17 protein-coding genes are annotated in these 15,623 nt (G+C 48.7%); all 17 read right to left on the minus strand.

Features of this window, described 5'->3' with window-relative positions:
* Positions 1-7 precede the first annotated feature (7 nt).
* Positions 8-949: a tRNA dihydrouridine synthase gene (locus BN1938_RS13155; protein ID WP_050641047.1), complete on the minus strand. Its 942-nt coding sequence runs from the start codon at positions 947-949 to the stop codon at positions 8-10.
* Between the two features lie 4 nt (positions 950-953).
* Positions 954-1,898, minus strand: a complete 945-nt coding sequence (locus tag BN1938_RS13160) for a DMT family transporter (RefSeq protein WP_330377724.1) — start codon at positions 1,896-1,898, stop codon at positions 954-956.
* Between the two features lie 131 nt (positions 1,899-2,029).
* Positions 2,030-2,950 carry a sensor histidine kinase gene (locus tag BN1938_RS13165; RefSeq protein ID WP_050641048.1) on the minus strand — a complete coding sequence of 307 codons (921 nt, stop codon included), beginning with the start codon at positions 2,948-2,950 and terminating at the stop codon, positions 2,030-2,032.
* Between the two features lie 21 nt (positions 2,951-2,971).
* Positions 2,972-3,748: an ABC transporter permease gene (locus tag BN1938_RS13170; RefSeq protein ID WP_050641049.1), complete on the minus strand. Its 777-nt coding sequence runs from the start codon at positions 3,746-3,748 to the stop codon at positions 2,972-2,974.
* Positions 3,742-4,668 (minus strand): ABC transporter ATP-binding protein, encoded by a 927-nt coding sequence (locus BN1938_RS13175; protein WP_050641050.1) that lies wholly within the window; start codon positions 4,666-4,668, stop codon positions 3,742-3,744. The genes BN1938_RS13170 and BN1938_RS13175 overlap by 7 nt, the downstream gene beginning before the upstream one ends.
* Positions 4,669-4,769: 101 nt before the next feature.
* Positions 4,770-5,468, minus strand: coding sequence for a response regulator transcription factor (locus tag BN1938_RS13180; RefSeq protein WP_050641051.1), 699 nt, complete (start codon positions 5,466-5,468; stop codon positions 4,770-4,772).
* A gap of 567 nt (positions 5,469-6,035) precedes the next feature.
* Positions 6,036-7,154, minus strand: a complete 1,119-nt coding sequence (locus BN1938_RS13185) for an ABC transporter permease subunit (protein WP_050641052.1) — start codon at positions 7,152-7,154, stop codon at positions 6,036-6,038.
* Entirely contained in the window at positions 7,123-8,025 is a 903-nt protein-coding gene (locus BN1938_RS13190; protein WP_050641053.1) for an ABC transporter ATP-binding protein, read from the minus strand. The genes BN1938_RS13185 and BN1938_RS13190 overlap by 32 nt, the downstream gene beginning before the upstream one ends.
* On the minus strand, positions 8,013-8,765 hold the full coding sequence (locus tag BN1938_RS13195) for a hypothetical protein (protein ID WP_050641054.1): 753 nt from the start codon (positions 8,763-8,765) through the stop codon (positions 8,013-8,015). The genes BN1938_RS13190 and BN1938_RS13195 overlap by 13 nt, the downstream gene beginning before the upstream one ends.
* Complete coding sequence (locus BN1938_RS13200; RefSeq protein WP_050641055.1) at positions 8,758-9,354, minus strand: RNA polymerase sigma factor; 597 nt, start codon at positions 9,352-9,354, stop codon at positions 8,758-8,760. The genes BN1938_RS13195 and BN1938_RS13200 overlap by 8 nt, the downstream gene beginning before the upstream one ends.
* Before the next feature lie 157 nt (positions 9,355-9,511).
* Complete coding sequence (locus BN1938_RS13205) at positions 9,512-10,042, minus strand: hypothetical protein (protein WP_050641056.1); 531 nt, start codon at positions 10,040-10,042, stop codon at positions 9,512-9,514.
* On the minus strand, positions 10,033-10,704 hold the full coding sequence (locus BN1938_RS13210) for a J domain-containing protein (protein WP_050641057.1): 672 nt from the start codon (positions 10,702-10,704) through the stop codon (positions 10,033-10,035). Before BN1938_RS13210 ends, BN1938_RS13205 begins: the two co-directional genes overlap by 10 nt.
* Entirely contained in the window at positions 10,685-11,542 is an 858-nt protein-coding gene (locus BN1938_RS13215) for a DUF5685 family protein (protein ID WP_050641058.1), read from the minus strand. The genes BN1938_RS13210 and BN1938_RS13215 overlap by 20 nt, the downstream gene beginning before the upstream one ends.
* A gap of 629 nt (positions 11,543-12,171) precedes the next feature.
* Positions 12,172-13,053 (minus strand): sensor histidine kinase, encoded by an 882-nt coding sequence (locus tag BN1938_RS13220; RefSeq protein ID WP_050641059.1) that lies wholly within the window; start codon positions 13,051-13,053, stop codon positions 12,172-12,174.
* Positions 13,054-13,117: 64 nt separating this feature from the next.
* A complete protein-coding gene (locus BN1938_RS13225; RefSeq protein ID WP_050641060.1) occupies positions 13,118-13,951 on the minus strand; it encodes an ABC transporter permease in 834 nt (277 codons plus the stop codon).
* Positions 13,944-14,858, minus strand: coding sequence for an ATP-binding cassette domain-containing protein (locus tag BN1938_RS13230; protein WP_050641061.1), 915 nt, complete (start codon positions 14,856-14,858; stop codon positions 13,944-13,946). The genes BN1938_RS13225 and BN1938_RS13230 overlap by 8 nt, the downstream gene beginning before the upstream one ends.
* A gap of 90 nt (positions 14,859-14,948) precedes the next feature.
* Entirely contained in the window at positions 14,949-15,614 is a 666-nt protein-coding gene (locus BN1938_RS13235; RefSeq protein WP_187376314.1) for a response regulator transcription factor, read from the minus strand.
* Positions 15,615-15,623: the final 9 nt, after the last annotated feature.

A 15,623-nucleotide genomic window follows, 5' to 3' on the forward strand; every position in this document is an offset into this window, starting at 1 on the left:
CATCTCCTTATCCTATACAAATATCCTGCTCATCAAACAGAGCTGCCACTGCACTCTCATACGCTGCCAGCTTTTCTGACTTTTTAATCTTCTTCGCGTACTTCTCGCAATTGGAAAATACAGAGGCCATATAAAACCAAAGTTCTTTCATCTTAAATAAAATTGTCTTCTCCCCATACAGAATTTCTTGATAATCCCGGTATATCTGGTCATGGAAAGCAAGCAGCGTCTCCTTATCCATCGGGCCGCTTCCGCGAATGGAATTTACCAGCCCCGGATTGGAAAGAATGCCGCGTCCCAGCATAACACATCCTGTTTCCGGAAATGCTTCTGTAAACCTCTTAAAATCCTGCACGGTAAAAATATCTCCATTATAACACACAGGGCACTCACATCTGTCCAGCGTCTCGCCGAAAACCTGCCAGTTGGGTGTGTTCTTATACATATCCGACTGCAGCCTTGGATGGATGATCAGTTCCTTCACCGGATAGTGATTATAAATATCCAGAATTTCCTTAAAATCACCGGAACTGTCCTTACCAATTCTTGTCTTGATCGATATTTCCATATCCGTGTATGCAAATATCTCTCCTAAAAACTGATCCAGTCTGTCCGGAAATGCCAGGAAACCGGAGCCCCGTCCCTTTGATACAACCGTCTTCGAAGGACACCCCAGGTTCAGATTCACCTCTTTGTAACCGTACTTTTTCAGCTTCCCGGCTGTTCTGATAAAATCTTCCGCCGAGTTCGTCAGGATCTGGGGAACCGCTTCCATTCCCTCATTGTGTTCCGGAAGGATATCATTCTTCTCCTTGGAACTTAGATGCCCGAATTGATTGGGACTGATAAAAGGGATAAAATATTTATCCATCTCTCCGAAATATTTATGATAGGCATTACGGTACACATACCCGGTAATCCCTTCCAAAGGCGCCAAATAAAATTTCATGTTCCTAATTTTCCTTTTCTCTTTTTAGTATAGCATCCTGTTTTCTCGTGGTAAATAAGACTTTCAGCTCTATTTTTCCCTCCGAAATAATCAGTCCCAGAAGTGTAAGCACGGCACCGGCTGCCGCCAGCTTGGTCAGCTGCTCATGCAGGATCAGCACAGATGTGACAATCGTTACCACCGGTACCACATAGATATATACACTCGTCCGCACGGCTCCCAGTACCTGGACGGCAAAATTCCATGTCACAAAGCAGACTGCCGATGCCCCCGCTCCCAGAAACAGAATATTCAGCAGGTTAACAGGCTCCAGAAACCTTGCGATTCCCAGGTGAAAGTCAAATGCAAAGGCGGCCGGGATCATAAAGAGAATCCCATACCCGAAGATGTGCCTGGTTGTCTGAATCATCGGATACCCATAGCTGCTGATCTTCTTCGTCAGCACGGAGTAGCAGGCCCACACAAAGGCAGCCGCCAGGGCCAGAAGATCCCCTGCCGGATTCAGCGCAAAATCCTGACCGCCGAAGCTGATCATACAGATTCCGCCAATCGCAACTCCAAATCCCAAAAAGAACGACAGCCGCAGCCTGCCTTCCTCCTTCATAAAAATATGGGTCAAAAAGGCCGTAAAAAAGGGAGCCGCCGAGATGATGACTCCTACATTCGATGCAAGTGTATAAGTCAATGCTATATTTTCCAGCAGAAAGTACAGGCAGATGCCACATAAACCTGCTCCGGCAAACAGCCATTCCTGTTTCTTTTCTTTCAGCCTGACCCAGCCTGGTTTAGCAGCCAGCAGAAGGAGATAGCCGATTACAAACCGTATCACCAGGATTTCCACAGGCTGAAAGTCCCTGAGCAGAACCTTTGTAGAAATAAACGTTGTCCCCCACACAACGATTGTAAATAACGCCGCTAAATGTCCGGCTCCATTTTTCTTTTGCATCATACATCCCCTCCTTCCTGCATTCCGCACCCTTGCCGCCATTGCATTTTCTTTTCCATAATGTCCTACCTCACTGTCTGTTTTTTGGATATCCTACTGTTAGTTATACTATACTTTCCGAACTTTTGCTTGTATTATATCTTCAATCCAGGAATTTCCAGAGACAGTGACAGCCATTTTTTATCTTCTGCTTCTGTCAGGCAGGCAGACAGCCTTCCGCCCATCGCCTCCGCCAGGTGCTTTGCTATGGGAAGGCCCAGCCCCGTACTCCCCTGCTTTCTCGCGCTGTCCCCTGTATAAAATCTTTCAAACAGGGAATCTGCGTCCTGTTGATTCTCCATATCCGTATCATTTATCATCCGCACATATACCTTGCCTGACTCTATAGTCAGACTTACAGAAAAAACGCTTAAAGCGTAACGTCCCGCATTTTGCAGCAGATTCTGAAAGATCCGCTCCAGCGCTTCCTCATTTCCCCTTACAAAAACCGGAGTATCTGGAATGTCCACACTGACATTCAGATTCTTTAACTTCAGTTCCTGATAGGAATCCAGGACCGTCTCCCGCAATATCCTGCCCAGATCCGTTTTCTTCAATTTCAGCTGGTAGTCCTCCGCCGCCAGCCTGGACAAATCGTAAAACTGAGCGGTCAGCTTTTTCAGTGCCAGGGCTTTCTTCTTAACCACTTCCAGGGACTCTCTGTCCTCAACGTCCAGAGAGTCCCTGTCAATCAGCTCCAGAAACCCGATGATAGCCGTCAGCGGCGTACGAAGGTCATGGCTGATATTTTCAATTTGATTCAATAATTCCCGCTCTTTTTTTCCATAGCGGATTTTTACTTTCCGGATTTCTGTCAGGTTCCGGTTAATTTCCGTCAGCAGCTGCTCCAGTTCTCTCTGGGGCACTGCCAGCTTTACCACCCTGTTCTCTTCCAGATCTGCGGTAATCTCACGCAGTTCCCCGGCAGCCTGCCGGACCGCGCGTTTCAGAAGCAAAAAGCGCATGCAGAAATACACCGCTGCAAGACACGCCCCTGCTAAAAAGATATAGACCATTACTGCATGCACCTCCCCGATCTAACTAATCTCCCTTTTGCGAAATGCCAAGATTCCTGCCGCATAGAATACCAATATCCCGATGGCGCCTGCTATCAGGCATTTGGCCGCTCCTTCCGGCGTATCCCACAGGCAGCGATAACCGGACATGTTAACGGAAACCTCATATTTCAGGTAATTCCAGGGCATCCATTCCGAAATTCTTTCAATGGATTCTATTTTCAGCCCCAGGAAAAAACAGACCACAGGCAGCCACCACATGATTCCCAGCCACCAGAGAACAACCGCTGTTTCTTTCTTAAAACAGCAGCACAGAGCCGATGCCAGAATAACCGAAGCAAATGCAGCCGGCAGATTCACGGCGGTGCCTGTCAGCAGTTGTCTGACCGGCATACTGCCTTCTGTATTCAAAAGCAGATATGCACTGCCGATATAAACGGCGAGTACCACAAGCATACTCAAAAAAGCTGCCGCTGCACACGCAATACATTTTCCGGTAAAAAATGCATTGCGGGAAATACCGTAAGAAATTGCATTTTTCAGGGTACCATTCTTATATTCGTCCGAGAACAAAAAGAGAACGATGATCAGCCCGGCCATAAGCAGCATCGGCATACTCCCCGTCATCATGTTCAGAGAAAATGTCACCGTTGCATATGGAAAATCCGGAGTCAGCCTGTCAAAGGCAAACAGAACCAGATTCATCAGCACAGTCAGGCCGGCCAGCGCGGCCGTTGCCGAGTAGATCTCTCTTCCGTGCCGAATCCTGTAAAATTCACTCTTCAAATAATTTAACATGACAGTCTCCCCCTCTCCTTTAATTCCATATAATATTCTTCCAGCGACTTCTGCTTCTGCTCCAGCCTCATAATACTGACCCCATGTCCGGATGCCAGACCGCTGTATGCTTCCACCGGAAGCTGCGGGTTCTGTATCCGTATCTGTAAGTCCGGCATTACTTTGTACTGCACGCCGTCCATCTCTTTCTCCAATAGTGCTGCGTAGCGTTCCGGATCACTTACTTTGATCTCCAGATAACCGGCGCAGTGTTCGTGCAGCTGCTCCGCCGTCAGTTCCCGCAGCAGCCAGCCCTGGCTTAGAAAGCCGTAAACGGTTGCAATTTGTTCCAGCTCCGAGAGTATATGACTGGATATGATGATTGTAATATTCTTTTCCTGATTCAGCCTTAACAGAAGATTTCTCATCTCTATGATACCGCTGGGATCCAGTCCGTTGATCGGCTCATCCAGGATCAATAGCTCCGGCTCTCCGAGCAGCGCGATGGCAAGCCCCAGTCTCTGTTTCATCCCCATGGACAGCGCGGCGCACTTTTTCTTTCTCTTGTCCCAGAGCCCCACTGCCTTCAGGGCATCCTCAGTCCGGTTCTTTCCCGGTATCCCCTTCTGAATCCGGTAATACTCCAGATTCTTTTCTACCGTAAGCTTTGGATAAAATCCCGGCGATTCTACGATCGCTCCGGTACGTTTCCTGTTCTGTTCCAGTTCCTTTTCGGAATAAGCCCCGAACAGTTTTAGTTCGCCGCCTGATGGATAGATCTGTCCGGTCAGCAGTTTTAAAAATGTAGTCTTGCCCGCCCCGTTGTCGCCGATCAGACCGTAAATATCTCCGCGTTTGGCTGTAATATCAACGTCTCTGAGAGCCGTAACATCTTTGTATTTTTTCGTAACGCTTCTGGCTTCTATGACATGCTCTTTCATTCTTCTTAGTTCCTTTCTTATGTGATTGCCTCTTGACGTAAGTTATTGTAGCCCGGTGGTCTTTAATAAGTCCTCAAGAAAGTTTAAAGAAATCGTAAAGTTTATGCCATTTTAAAACCAATTCCCCAGACCGTCCGAATGTACTCATCCTCCGGATCGGCTGCTGCAATCTTTCTGCGCAGATTGCTGATATGGACGTTTACCGTGTTGTCCTCCCCATAATAACCGCCCTTCCATACCTGCTCATAAAGGTGCTCCCTCGAGTACACTTTTTCAGGGTCCTTAATCAAAAGATACAGAATATCATACTCATGCATGGTCAGGGGCAGCTCCTGTCCCCCGATCTCCGCTTTACGGGAGTCCGGATGGAGACGCAGCTTCTTATATCTGTATACCTCCGTATCCTTCTCCGGCTTCCCGGCTTCTATCTTATAACGCCTGAGGGCAGCGTATACTCTTGCCAGAACCTCCTCCGGTTCGAAGGGCTTGGTCAGATAATCGTCCGCGCCGCCTTTGAGGGCCGCTACTTTTGTCTCCAGGCCTGCCCGGGCAGAGAGCACCAGAATCGGCAGGTCCAGTTTCAGCTCCTCTCTTACGGATGTAATAAGCTCCTCTCCGCTCATCCCCGGCAGCATCAGATCGAGCAATATTAAATCAGGGGTCTCCAGTCCAAGCAGCAGTTTCGCTTCTGTTCCTGAAAATGCCTGGATCGTGTCATAACCGTCCTGCACCAGAATCCGTTGCAGTAAGCGGTTGATATCGGTGTCATCTTCCACAATTAAAATCTTGTGCCTGTCCATCTCTTCTCTCCTCCATACCGTCTTATTGTACACGAAAAAACTCTGGAAATAAAGAGGGGGATTTGGAATGGGAATCTGGGCTCATGGATGGGAGGGACGCCAGGCGGAGTGTAAGCCGCAGGCCTTCCTGCCTGTAAGGGCGGTTTAATATCCTGACCGCTTGGCGGAGAAGTTCTAATAGAGCCGGAGACATCCGGAAGGGCACATCCGGCATGCGCTGAAAAAATTGATATTTTTTCAGCACAGGCCGGATTGAAACTTGATTTTGGTGAATCAAGTTTCATCCCTTCCGGATGCCTCCGGCTCTATAAGAACTTCTAGTCGCCCGCTATAAGGCGTTTTAAACCGCCCTTACAGGCAGGAAGGCCTGCGGCTTACACTCCGCCTGGCTGGTTCATCCGATCGGCAGGGAGGATTCTATTCGGGGTGGGATCCCTGGGCGGGTGCGGCGGATGGGGATTGGCTGGGCTGAACATAATAAAGGCTGGGGTTGTTATTTACGCAAATGAGAACAGAGCGTGTTTATAAATTGGTTTTCGTAAGATATCGTCCCAATTATGGGATAAGTTATTTTTTGCCCTGGTAGGTTCGGTATTTTTGGTAGGCCAGGATCAGGCAGAAGACGGCGACGGCCAGGGCGGTTAGGAGATGCCGGTGGATCTGGGCGGCGGTGAATCCAAAGCTCCAGTTCATGGGGAGGTACATGGGCATGGATGCCATGAAGTGGTTTACTGCACGGGTAAGGCTGTATCCCAGTATCCACATGGGGGCAAAGACTTTGAGCCAGACCACGGGGATCAGGTAGAGGGATAGTGAAACGACTACGGTCAGGAAGGAATTTCTGCACAGGGCGGAGGCTGCCAGGACACATCCGGTCAGCAGGAGCCCTCCTGCCAGGCCCAGGGCCGATATGGACAGAAGGAATCCCCCGATGCTGCCGGGGCCGTAACCGAAAAATGGGGCTCCCCCCAGGACGGCGGAGGCATCCAAGCCCTGTGTGCCGTATACGAGCAGATAAATGAAGCAGATATATGCCGTTACTATGAGATATACGATGACGGTAAAGGAAAGCGCTGCTGCGATCTTCAGATAGATGCAGCTCTTTTTTCCCCGCTGTGTGGACAGAAGGATGTCCGCTGTCCGCAGTGTGTATTCCTCTGCAAATACTGGTGAAAGCCCGATGATTAGGATTACGTATAGTAACAGGATGCCCATCATACCGTAAATCTCCTGGAAATCCTGCCAGCCATAGAAGTAGTCAAATTGAAGATTATCCTTTAGGAGCGGCGCTGCGTTTTGTTCCCACTTTTCGCCCTCATAAAACCGGATTTGGGACGGATCATTTCCGCTGGTCTGGTTATAATTTGTCATCTGCTCTGTTACAAATTTGCTGCAGAAATTTCCTGCATAGCTTTCTGTTTTATCATCATAATAATAGAATCCGTATTTATCATAGATTTCCTGCACCTTCTCCCGTGTCAGCATTCCTGCATACTCTGCGGTCAGCTTCCGGTCCTTTTCTATGGCCTCTTTTCCGTGATAACTTTGTCCGTCAATCGTTACAGAATAGTCTTTCTGTTCAGCGTAAAGACGGAAGGTTATAAAGGCGAGGAGCAAAAGCACACCGCACCAGATTACTTTCCGGGATGCAATTTTATAGATCTCTTTTTTCCAGATTTCCCACATGATCCGACGCCTCCTCAAAATAATACATATACACATCCTCCAGCCCGGGATGTACCGGCACTGCTCCCTCGCAGGGACAAGTTTCTGAGACAAGCCGGAGATAGATCCTGTCCCCTTCATTTCTTAGGTTGCTGACCGAAAAAGCCGCATTCATCCGCAGTGCCTCTGCTTCATCCGCCCGATATTCCCATACCCGGCCTTTCACGCTCTCCGTCACTGCCCCCGGTGATCCCTGTTCTACAATACATCCTGCCTTCATAAGAAGAATTTCATCCGCTATGAACTCTACGTCCGAAACAATGTGGGTGGACAAAATTACAATCCGGCTTTTGGACAACGCGCTGATGATGTTGCGGAACCGGATTCTTTCTTTGGGGTCCAGGCCGGATGTAGGCTCATCTAAAATCAGAATTTCCGGCTCATTTAAAAGAGCCTGGGCGATTCCCAGCCTTCGGATCATTCCTCCTGAAAACGTTCGAATTTTCTGCTTTTGCTCATTTTTCAGCCCGACCAGTTCCAATACTTCCTGTACCTTCCCTCCGGCGATCTCTTTTGGAACCGCTTTACACGCTGCCAGATATTCCAGATACCGCTTTGCTGTAAAATCCGGATAATAGCCAAAATCCTGGGGCAGGTACCCCAGCATGCAGCGGTACTCACCGTCCAGAACCCGGATCGGTACACCATTGCAGAGTATATCACCCGAAGTGGGCCTGAGGACGCCACAGAGCATCCGAAGCAGCGTGGTCTTACCTGCACCATTTGCCCCCAGGAATCCGTATACTCCCGACTTTAGCCGGAGTGATACTTTATCCACTGCAATTTTATTTTTAAACTGTTTTGTCACTCTGTCTAATATTAATTCAGGCATAACCCTTCCCCTCTTTCTATCTTTTCCAACATATAGCGTATTTCCGCCGCCAGCAGCAGACAGCCCGCAGCCGCCAGTACTCCCCATACCGGTAAATATACCGCCTTATAGGCATCCTCCATGAACACCGGGATAAGCGCAAGCAGCCCGCCGATCAATCCCGCCGAAACCTGCCAAAAACCCGGCCATATGCTCCGGAGTGCGGTCAGCATATACAGATACAGTAAATCTGACCACAGAAAAGGAACCAGCATATACAAAAGACAGGCTCCGGCTCCGGCTTCATTCTGTCCGCCTGCGATACCCACAATCATTCCTAATACAAGCAGATCTGCCGCCCCTCCAAACAGCATCTGGATACAGACCATCTGTTTCAGGTTCAGATACAGCGTCTGTTCCAGTTCAGCCATATTCCGTGAGAAAAGCCGGCCCAGACCGCTCAATCCAATATTGCCCGCAAATACCAGAAATACAGCGCAGACAGAGATGGCTCCCTCTCCGTCTGCTTCTGCTCTGCTGAGATATAGAACCAGCGCCATGGCGGCCACAAGTATCCCGCCCTGCACAGCCCAGTACTTCCACGACTGAAACTTAAGCTGGCTCCGGATATTTGCCGCCAGAGACGGATACTTGCGGATTTGCTTTTTTTCCGCAGCCCGGCCAATCCTCCCCAGACTTTCCCTCTTTCTTTTTTCATCCAGCGGAAATCTCCAGGATTCCCTTTCCGGTTGTCTATCCATAAAAATCCTCCTTGTCCAAAAGCTGCTGCAGCTTGCCGAGTCCCTGATTAACCCTGGACTTAACCGCTGCACAGGATGCCCCGGTCATGCGGGCAATCTCACGGTTTTTATAGCCATAAAAGTGATGCAGAAGAACTGCCTCCCGCTGTATATCCGGAATCTTCAGAAGCGCTTCCGCCAGCAGCCGGCTCTGCTCCAGCTCCTCCATGGCCTGTACGGTGGTATCCGTTTCCCGCCCCTCTGATGCCGTTATATCCCCGGCTGCTGCCCTGCCGGATCCCGCCGCATTCCCATTGATATTTTCCACCGTTTCCGTAACCAGGCGCGTCCGCCCCGTCTCGTGAAAATATCTCCTGCACAGATTCATGGCAATCGTCAGCAGATAGCCTTTCAGATTCCTGTACCTGTACTGCTCTGCGTACCGTATAAAGCGGAGAAACGTCTCCTGTGCCAGATCATAGGCGTCTTCCCGGCTGCCGGTCTGATAACAGCAGAAATAGTAAATATCATCATAATATTTTTCGGCAATTTCATTCAGATATTCCTTCTGCCCGTTCTGAATCCGCCTGATCAGTTCCCTGTCCTCCAAAAAACGCTTCCCCCTTTCTCTTTTTGTAAAACGTCTTACTCTCTATATAATCCTGTATATAACCAAAAGGATTTAAAATAAGCAAAAAAATCCCCGATATGTACTTTTCTGCCATACCGGGAATGAATGCTCATCTCTTTTTTAAATTATAAGCCACCTAAAAAAGCCGTTTTCGCAGCTTACTCCATATGTGCCTCTGCACATAATCATATGCCCTGTCATAAATCCAAAGCCCTGCCTGCCCCGCAGCAATCAGCCCTGCCATCCATGCCGGGGAAAGATTCCTGCCGAACAAAAGCTGCTGGAACACGATCAGCGCAGGAATATATAAAATATTAAAAATAATATACTTAATCGCCCAGAACAACGCCTTTCTGTTTACCCTGGCCTCAGTCCGGCCCAGCATCACAAACGCTTGTTCCGCCGCAAGTATATAAAAGCCCATGGCCGCAAAAGATACGACATAAATCTTATTCGGCGCCACGATAAATCCGAGCAGCACAGCCGCGATATAGAAGGCCGCACCTGTCCGCATTCCCGTCTCACGGATAATAATACCCACGAAATAGGACGCCGCCGCCAGAAGAAATAAGGTATTAGATTCTATCACGCTGCCCAGCACCATACAGACAATTGTCAAAGCCAGCAGCAGTCCTCCAAAAGCCATTTTCTTAGCCTTTACATGCATGAACAAAGATCTCCTCCCATACATTCACATAAGCTGTCCGCACACCACAGGTCACAGCACAGGTTTCCCGTACCGCAAGATTGGTTGTTGCCGCCGTATCCGCCGCCATATGGATTATTCTGATACCGCTGGCTGTTCCACTCGAGCTGGTTTAACAGCTGGCGGTACTGCGGATTACCGGGATCCAGATTCACGGCCTGGCCCGCATGATCCTTTGCCAGCACGTTGTTGCCCATGCCCATGTTAGCCGCCGCACTCAGATAATACCATTGTGCATCCCGCTGCGGCATACGGTTCAGAAGATTGACTGCTTCCTGATAGCGCCTTGAATTGATATAATTGACGGCAGCCTGCATCTCTGCATTCTGCGGCCCGCTACTCTGCTGGTAACCGCCTGCAGAACCGCCATAACCGTAGCCATAACCGCCGGAACTGCTTCCTGAACCATAGCCTGCATAACCGCCGCCCTGCTCCCGCTCTTTCATGATTACATCATAGGCTTCCTGTACTTCCTTGAACTTCTCCTCCGCCAGGTCAGCCAGCGGATTATTCACGTTGGCATCCGGATGATATTTTCTGGTCAGATCCCTGTATGCTTTTTTTATGTCATCATCCGATGCATTCTGAGAAACTCCCAGCACATCATATGGATTCTTTGTCATTCTGATTATCCTCACTTTTCTTCTTTTGTTCCTGCATCTTACGATAACGGGTCCACACACCATCATATAATATATTCCGCAAAATGTCTACATCTAATAAACAGGGAAGCAGTTCAAACTGCGCACTGCATTCTGCGATCATCATACAGAGAAGTTCCTTGCACCGCTCCTCATAGTCCTCCCTCCGGCTCAGTTCCTTCAGAGGGTTGTAGCATCCGGCCTTCTTGTCCTTCTCCAGGTCTTCGTATGCGTCCATGATATAGATAAATTTTCCAAGGTAAAAAGCCATCTTGCGGAGCCTTCCCTCCCACAGGTCTTCCCGGAACACAAACATCTCTGCCATCAGCCTGCCGAAACACCCGGCTGTCTTGTCGATATCCTGCGTTGCTTCTTTTTCAAAGTCTGCAAGATTTTTCAGTTCTTCCTCTATCACACGGCTCTGCCTCGGATACTTCTCCACGACCTTCTGCGCCCTGCCCTTAAGGGCATGATACCCCGCGAAACCGCTGATCTTCTTCTCATCCTCCCAATCGTCCTTCTGATGATAATAGGCCAGGAGCACGTTCATATCCGCCGCATATTCCGTAATTTCATTCTGGAGCATATTCTGCTTTTTCACTGGATGAACCTTGCAGCGATGGCTGGAGAATCTGGTTTCGCTCTCATATAATGAGGTCAGCAAAATAACCGCGAACGTCATGTCATAGGTCAGGGTCAGCTGTCCCAGGCCCCCAAAGCGCTCCTTCAGCGTCCGGCACAGTCCACAGTAATATGCTCTGTATTTCCTTAAATCCTTTACTTTGAGCTCAGGCTCACATATCGTTACATAACCAAACATAGTCCGCACAAGTAATGTATCCCTGATACATTTTCTCCTTTTTGCTGCATATGTATGCTATTATAACATCAAAATTTCTCATTGCAAAGATATTTTTCTGAGATTAGGGACGTAGTTTTTTTCGGGGTGGGGGACGCTCCATGAAGGGAGAGCCGAAGGCCCCCGGAAGAACATACCTGTTATGAAAAATCGCGGACACGGACCTAAGTAATTCTAGGCGGGAACCGGCCATGGAAATGGAGCACTGCTGACACATCACGTGAAATCTGATGATTTCACGCGCTGGGTCAGCAGCTTCATTGATTCGGAATCAATGAAGCTCTCCATTTTCATGACCGGTTCCCGCCAAGAATTACTAAGATCCGCTTAAGCGATTTTTCATAACAGGTATGTTCTTCCGGGGGCCTTCGGCTCTCCCTTCATGGAGCTGGCGCATCCGGCCGGCAGGAAAAGACTCGTTCCTCAGATGGAGCCTTAGACGGGGGCAGCTTATGGTATTGGATCAGGGGGAAATTTTTTGTCCCCGGAAAGTTTTATTAGGGCACACTTCCCGGCATTTTGGTTATTAGAGGCCCCATCCGCGCCGAGGCTAAAGCTCGCCGCTAATTCTCGTAGCTAATTAGCAATTCTTAGAAGCGGACATGGATACTTAGCACGCCGTCGTTGTAGCGTGCGCTGATTTTCCCATGCATCTGTTCCGTCAATATTTTTGCAATGGAAAGGCCCAGCCCCGTTGACTTATCTGCTGCCTCGACCGTGTAGAAGCGGTCGAACAGTCTTCCGACCTGGATCTCGTTGAGCCGGGATGCATGATTGGAAAAGATTATCTCACCATCTTCCCGCAGCATGATATGGAGGTCGCCATCGCTGTATTTTACCGCATTGTTTATAATATTGCTGAAAATCCGGGATACTGATTTTTTGTCCAGCCTGCGCCTGATTTTTTCTTCCGGTATGGAGATCTGCGGTTCAATACGGCTGTTTTTCAGGGCGGCATAATATGCAGATATACTTTCTTCCAGAACGTGATTTAATATGATATCTTCCTCATTGGCGTCCCTGTGTACTGATGTGATCACAGAGTAGCGGAAAAGTTCCTCCGTGAGCTGTTTTAATGTTTCGGAACGCTCTTTTATGACCGCCAGGTATCTGCCGGCTGTCTCTGATATTTCTTCCTGTTCCAGCAGATCCAGGTAGCCGCAGATTGCGGTCAGAGGGGTGCGAAGATCGTGAGAGATATTCGTAACCGCCTCTTTCAGTTCATAATCTCCCTGCTGAAAACGGCGGCGCTGTGCACGAAGTTCCCTGAGCTGCACGTTGATCTCTTCGGCAAGCCTGCACATATAGCGGTCACGGGTAGAAAGGAGGATCAGGGTATTCGTGTCATTCTCCAGCTTCTCGACAAATTGAGAGTGTATTTCATCGGCCGCCCGGTGAAGCAGAACGATTTTGACAAGCAATATGACGACTGTGATTCCAAGAACTGCACATAAAATACCGAGCCAGAGCATGACACGTCCTCCTTTCCTTTGAGCATTCCCGGACATTCTTTTGCGGCTGAATTGCCGGGAGTACTCACTTGATATCCTTTTTCCGGAAGAAAAACAGGCCGGCCCCTGTTGCCACAATGGTGATTGCCGCAGAATACCCGGCCAGCCTCCATGGGCTTACCGCCTCCATCGACGTTATCTGGAGGGATTGGCATGTAGGTATAACATCATAGAGAAATGTATACACTTCCCGCTTTGTGCCGCTGAGGTAATTGGGATTAGGTTCCTCTTCGACCTCCACGATTTTCCCGCTTTCATCCTTATACACGTAACCCTCATATACTTTTGGCTCATAGAGCTTTGTCCGGATATAAATGGCCCCAAAGAGCAGAATAAATACACCCAGCATATTGATCACCGCCACAAGTGCTTTGTTCTGGTTCAGCATTGAAACCATTGTAAAAACGGCAGTAAAGGCCAGCGACATGATAACGCTGCACAAAATCAATCCCAGAATCACCTGAATATCCGTCTGGAAAAATCCCAGCAGACAAGTTCCAATCATTCCTGCCGGCAGAAAATAGGCCGCACACATCAGCAGCCCTGCCGCTGAACATACCAGAAAGTGCGAGAGATAAACCTGAATTCTGCCATGACCGATTACAATCTTATTCCGTATCGTTCCGTCACTATATTCCGTGCCCACAAACAGGCTGCAGAATGCTGACAACAGAATTCCAATGTAGACAGCATATACAAAAAATGAACTCTCCAGGGGAATTTTGTATCCTCCCTGATTCATATTGATATAGTTCATGACAGGACTTAGAATTCCCACTGCCAACATAAATATCATACCGATCCAGAATACCTTGTCTTTTTTGAGTCTCGCAAAGTCTGCAGACAAAAGTTTACTCATAGCTGCCACCTCCTACAAGACTGACGTAATAGCTTTCCAGGCTTTCATCCCGGATATTCATGGACAGCACTTCACAGTTCATTTCTGCAAGCTCCAGTACCAAAGCGGTTACATTTACACTGGCAAAGATGTCCGCCTGGCTGTCAGACAGGATCTCATACTCCAGTTCCATCCGGTCCAGCACCTTTGACAACGCCCCAGTGTCTGTCACTTCCACACGCACACACTTACGGCAGGCAGCCTCCAGTTCCGGTGCACTGATCTCCTTAATCATATGTCCCCTGTCAATAAAACCATAATGCGTGGCAAGACGGGACAGTTCATCCAGAATATGGCTGGAAATCAAAACGGTAATCTGCCGCTCCCTGTTCAGCTTTAGAATCAGCTCCCGCATCTCGATGATCCCCTGCGGGTCCAGACCATTAGCCGGTTCATCCAATACCAGAAAATCCGGATCCCCCGCCAGTGCAATTGCGATTCCCAGTCGCTGCCGCATCCCCAGGGAAAAGTTCTTTGCCTTTTTCTTTCCGGTATCTTCCAGTCCCACCAGCCTGAGAAGCTCCGGTATCGTATCAAAAGACGGCAGACCCAGGATACGGTACTGCTCCTTCAGATTTTCCTGTGCGGTCATATCCAGATAGATAGAGGGCGTTTCCACTACTGCCCCCATTCTGCGTCGGGATTGTGCAATCTTCGCACCTCCGCTGCCGGCCCCATAGAGCGTATACTGCCCCGATGTCGGTTCCTGCAGGCCGCATATGAGCCGGATCAGTGTCGTCTTGCCGGCGCCGTTTTTACCCACAAAACCATAGATTGCCCCTTTCGGGACATGTATGGAAAAATTATTCAACGCTTTAAAATGTCCGTATTGTTTGCTTAAGGCATCGGTTGTCAGAACATATTCCATTTATTTTGCCTCCTTTTGTTTGATACTGGCATTCTAACTGATAAAGGTTAAGACAGCAGTAAAGAAGGCAGTAAAGAAATCGTAAAGATTTTATTCTTCTTTCAGTTTAAAACCAATTCCCCAGACAGCTTCAATGTAATCCCTGCCCCCGGCTTCCCGCAGTTTCCTTCTCAGATTGCTGATATGAACCTTTAGAGAGCTTTCCACACAGTCGGGGGTATCCTCACTGATTCTGTCCAGTATCACAGACTTTGGTATCACCTGAGACGGATTTTTCATAAGAAGTTTTAAAATCGCAAACTCCGTTTTCGTCAGACGGACTCCGCACTCCTTCACGCTGACAGAGTGTGCGGACAGATCCATGGACAATTCCTCCCATTTAAGAACAGAAGAAGCCTCTGTACAGGATCTGTTCCGAAATTGGACCTCAATCCGTGCAAGCAGCTCCTGTATATCAAACGGTTTTGTAACATAATCCGCTGCTCCGCCCAGCAGCAGTTCCACCTTATCACTGACTTCCGCTTTTGCACTGATCACAATCACAGGAATCCCCTTTATCTCAGGAAGCACTTCCTCCCCGCTTAACCCCGGCAGCATCAGATCCAGCAGGATCAGGTCCGGTCTGTTCGCCTCCAGATAAAGAAGAGCCTCTGTCCCGGAATACGCACGGGAAACCCTGCACCCCTCCCTGGTCAGAACCTCCTCAAGCATATTCCCAATACTTACATCGTCATCTATAATCATAATATTTTTCATCAGAATCAC

This window comes from Eubacterium sp. SB2 (assembly GCF_001244405.1).
GTDB classification, from domain to species: Bacteria; Bacillota; Clostridia; order Lachnospirales; family Lachnospiraceae; genus Faecalicatena; species Faecalicatena contortus_B.

What these genes read in the sequence shown, in the direction of transcription:
- BN1938_RS13155 (WP_050641047.1), bottom strand. Translation starts at nt 949, where the DNA reads ATGAAATTTTATTTGGCGCCTTTGGAAGGGATTACCGGGTATGTGTAC.
- BN1938_RS13160 (WP_330377724.1), bottom strand. Translation starts at nt 1,898, where the DNA reads ATGATGCAAAAGAAAAATGGAGCCGGACATTTAGCGGCGTTATTTACA.
- BN1938_RS13165 (WP_050641048.1), bottom strand. Translation starts at nt 2,950, where the DNA reads ATGGTCTATATCTTTTTAGCAGGGGCGTGTCTTGCAGCGGTGTATTTC.
- BN1938_RS13170 (WP_050641049.1), bottom strand. Translation starts at nt 3,748, where the DNA reads ATGTTAAATTATTTGAAGAGTGAATTTTACAGGATTCGGCACGGAAGA.
- BN1938_RS13175 (WP_050641050.1), bottom strand. Translation starts at nt 4,668, where the DNA reads ATGAAAGAGCATGTCATAGAAGCCAGAAGCGTTACGAAAAAATACAAA.
- BN1938_RS13180 (WP_050641051.1), bottom strand. Translation starts at nt 5,468, where the DNA reads ATGGACAGGCACAAGATTTTAATTGTGGAAGATGACACCGATATCAAC.
- BN1938_RS13185 (WP_050641052.1), bottom strand. Translation starts at nt 7,154, where the DNA reads ATGTGGGAAATCTGGAAAAAAGAGATCTATAAAATTGCATCCCGGAAA.
- BN1938_RS13190 (WP_050641053.1), bottom strand. Translation starts at nt 8,025, where the DNA reads ATGCCTGAATTAATATTAGACAGAGTGACAAAACAGTTTAAAAATAAA.
- BN1938_RS13195 (WP_050641054.1), bottom strand. Translation starts at nt 8,765, where the DNA reads ATGGATAGACAACCGGAAAGGGAATCCTGGAGATTTCCGCTGGATGAA.
- BN1938_RS13205 (WP_050641056.1), bottom strand. Translation starts at nt 10,042, where the DNA reads ATGCATGTAAAGGCTAAGAAAATGGCTTTTGGAGGACTGCTGCTGGCT.
- BN1938_RS13210 (WP_050641057.1), bottom strand. Translation starts at nt 10,704, where the DNA reads ATGACAAAGAATCCATATGATGTGCTGGGAGTTTCTCAGAATGCATCG.
- BN1938_RS13215 (WP_050641058.1), bottom strand. Translation starts at nt 11,542, where the DNA reads ATGTTTGGTTATGTAACGATATGTGAGCCTGAGCTCAAAGTAAAGGAT.
- BN1938_RS13220 (WP_050641059.1), bottom strand. Translation starts at nt 13,053, where the DNA reads ATGCTCTGGCTCGGTATTTTATGTGCAGTTCTTGGAATCACAGTCGTC.
- BN1938_RS13225 (WP_050641060.1), bottom strand. Translation starts at nt 13,951, where the DNA reads ATGAGTAAACTTTTGTCTGCAGACTTTGCGAGACTCAAAAAAGACAAG.
- BN1938_RS13230 (WP_050641061.1), bottom strand. Translation starts at nt 14,858, where the DNA reads ATGGAATATGTTCTGACAACCGATGCCTTAAGCAAACAATACGGACAT.
- BN1938_RS13235 (WP_187376314.1), bottom strand. Translation starts at nt 15,614, where the DNA reads ATGAAAAATATTATGATTATAGATGACGATGTAAGTATTGGGAATATG.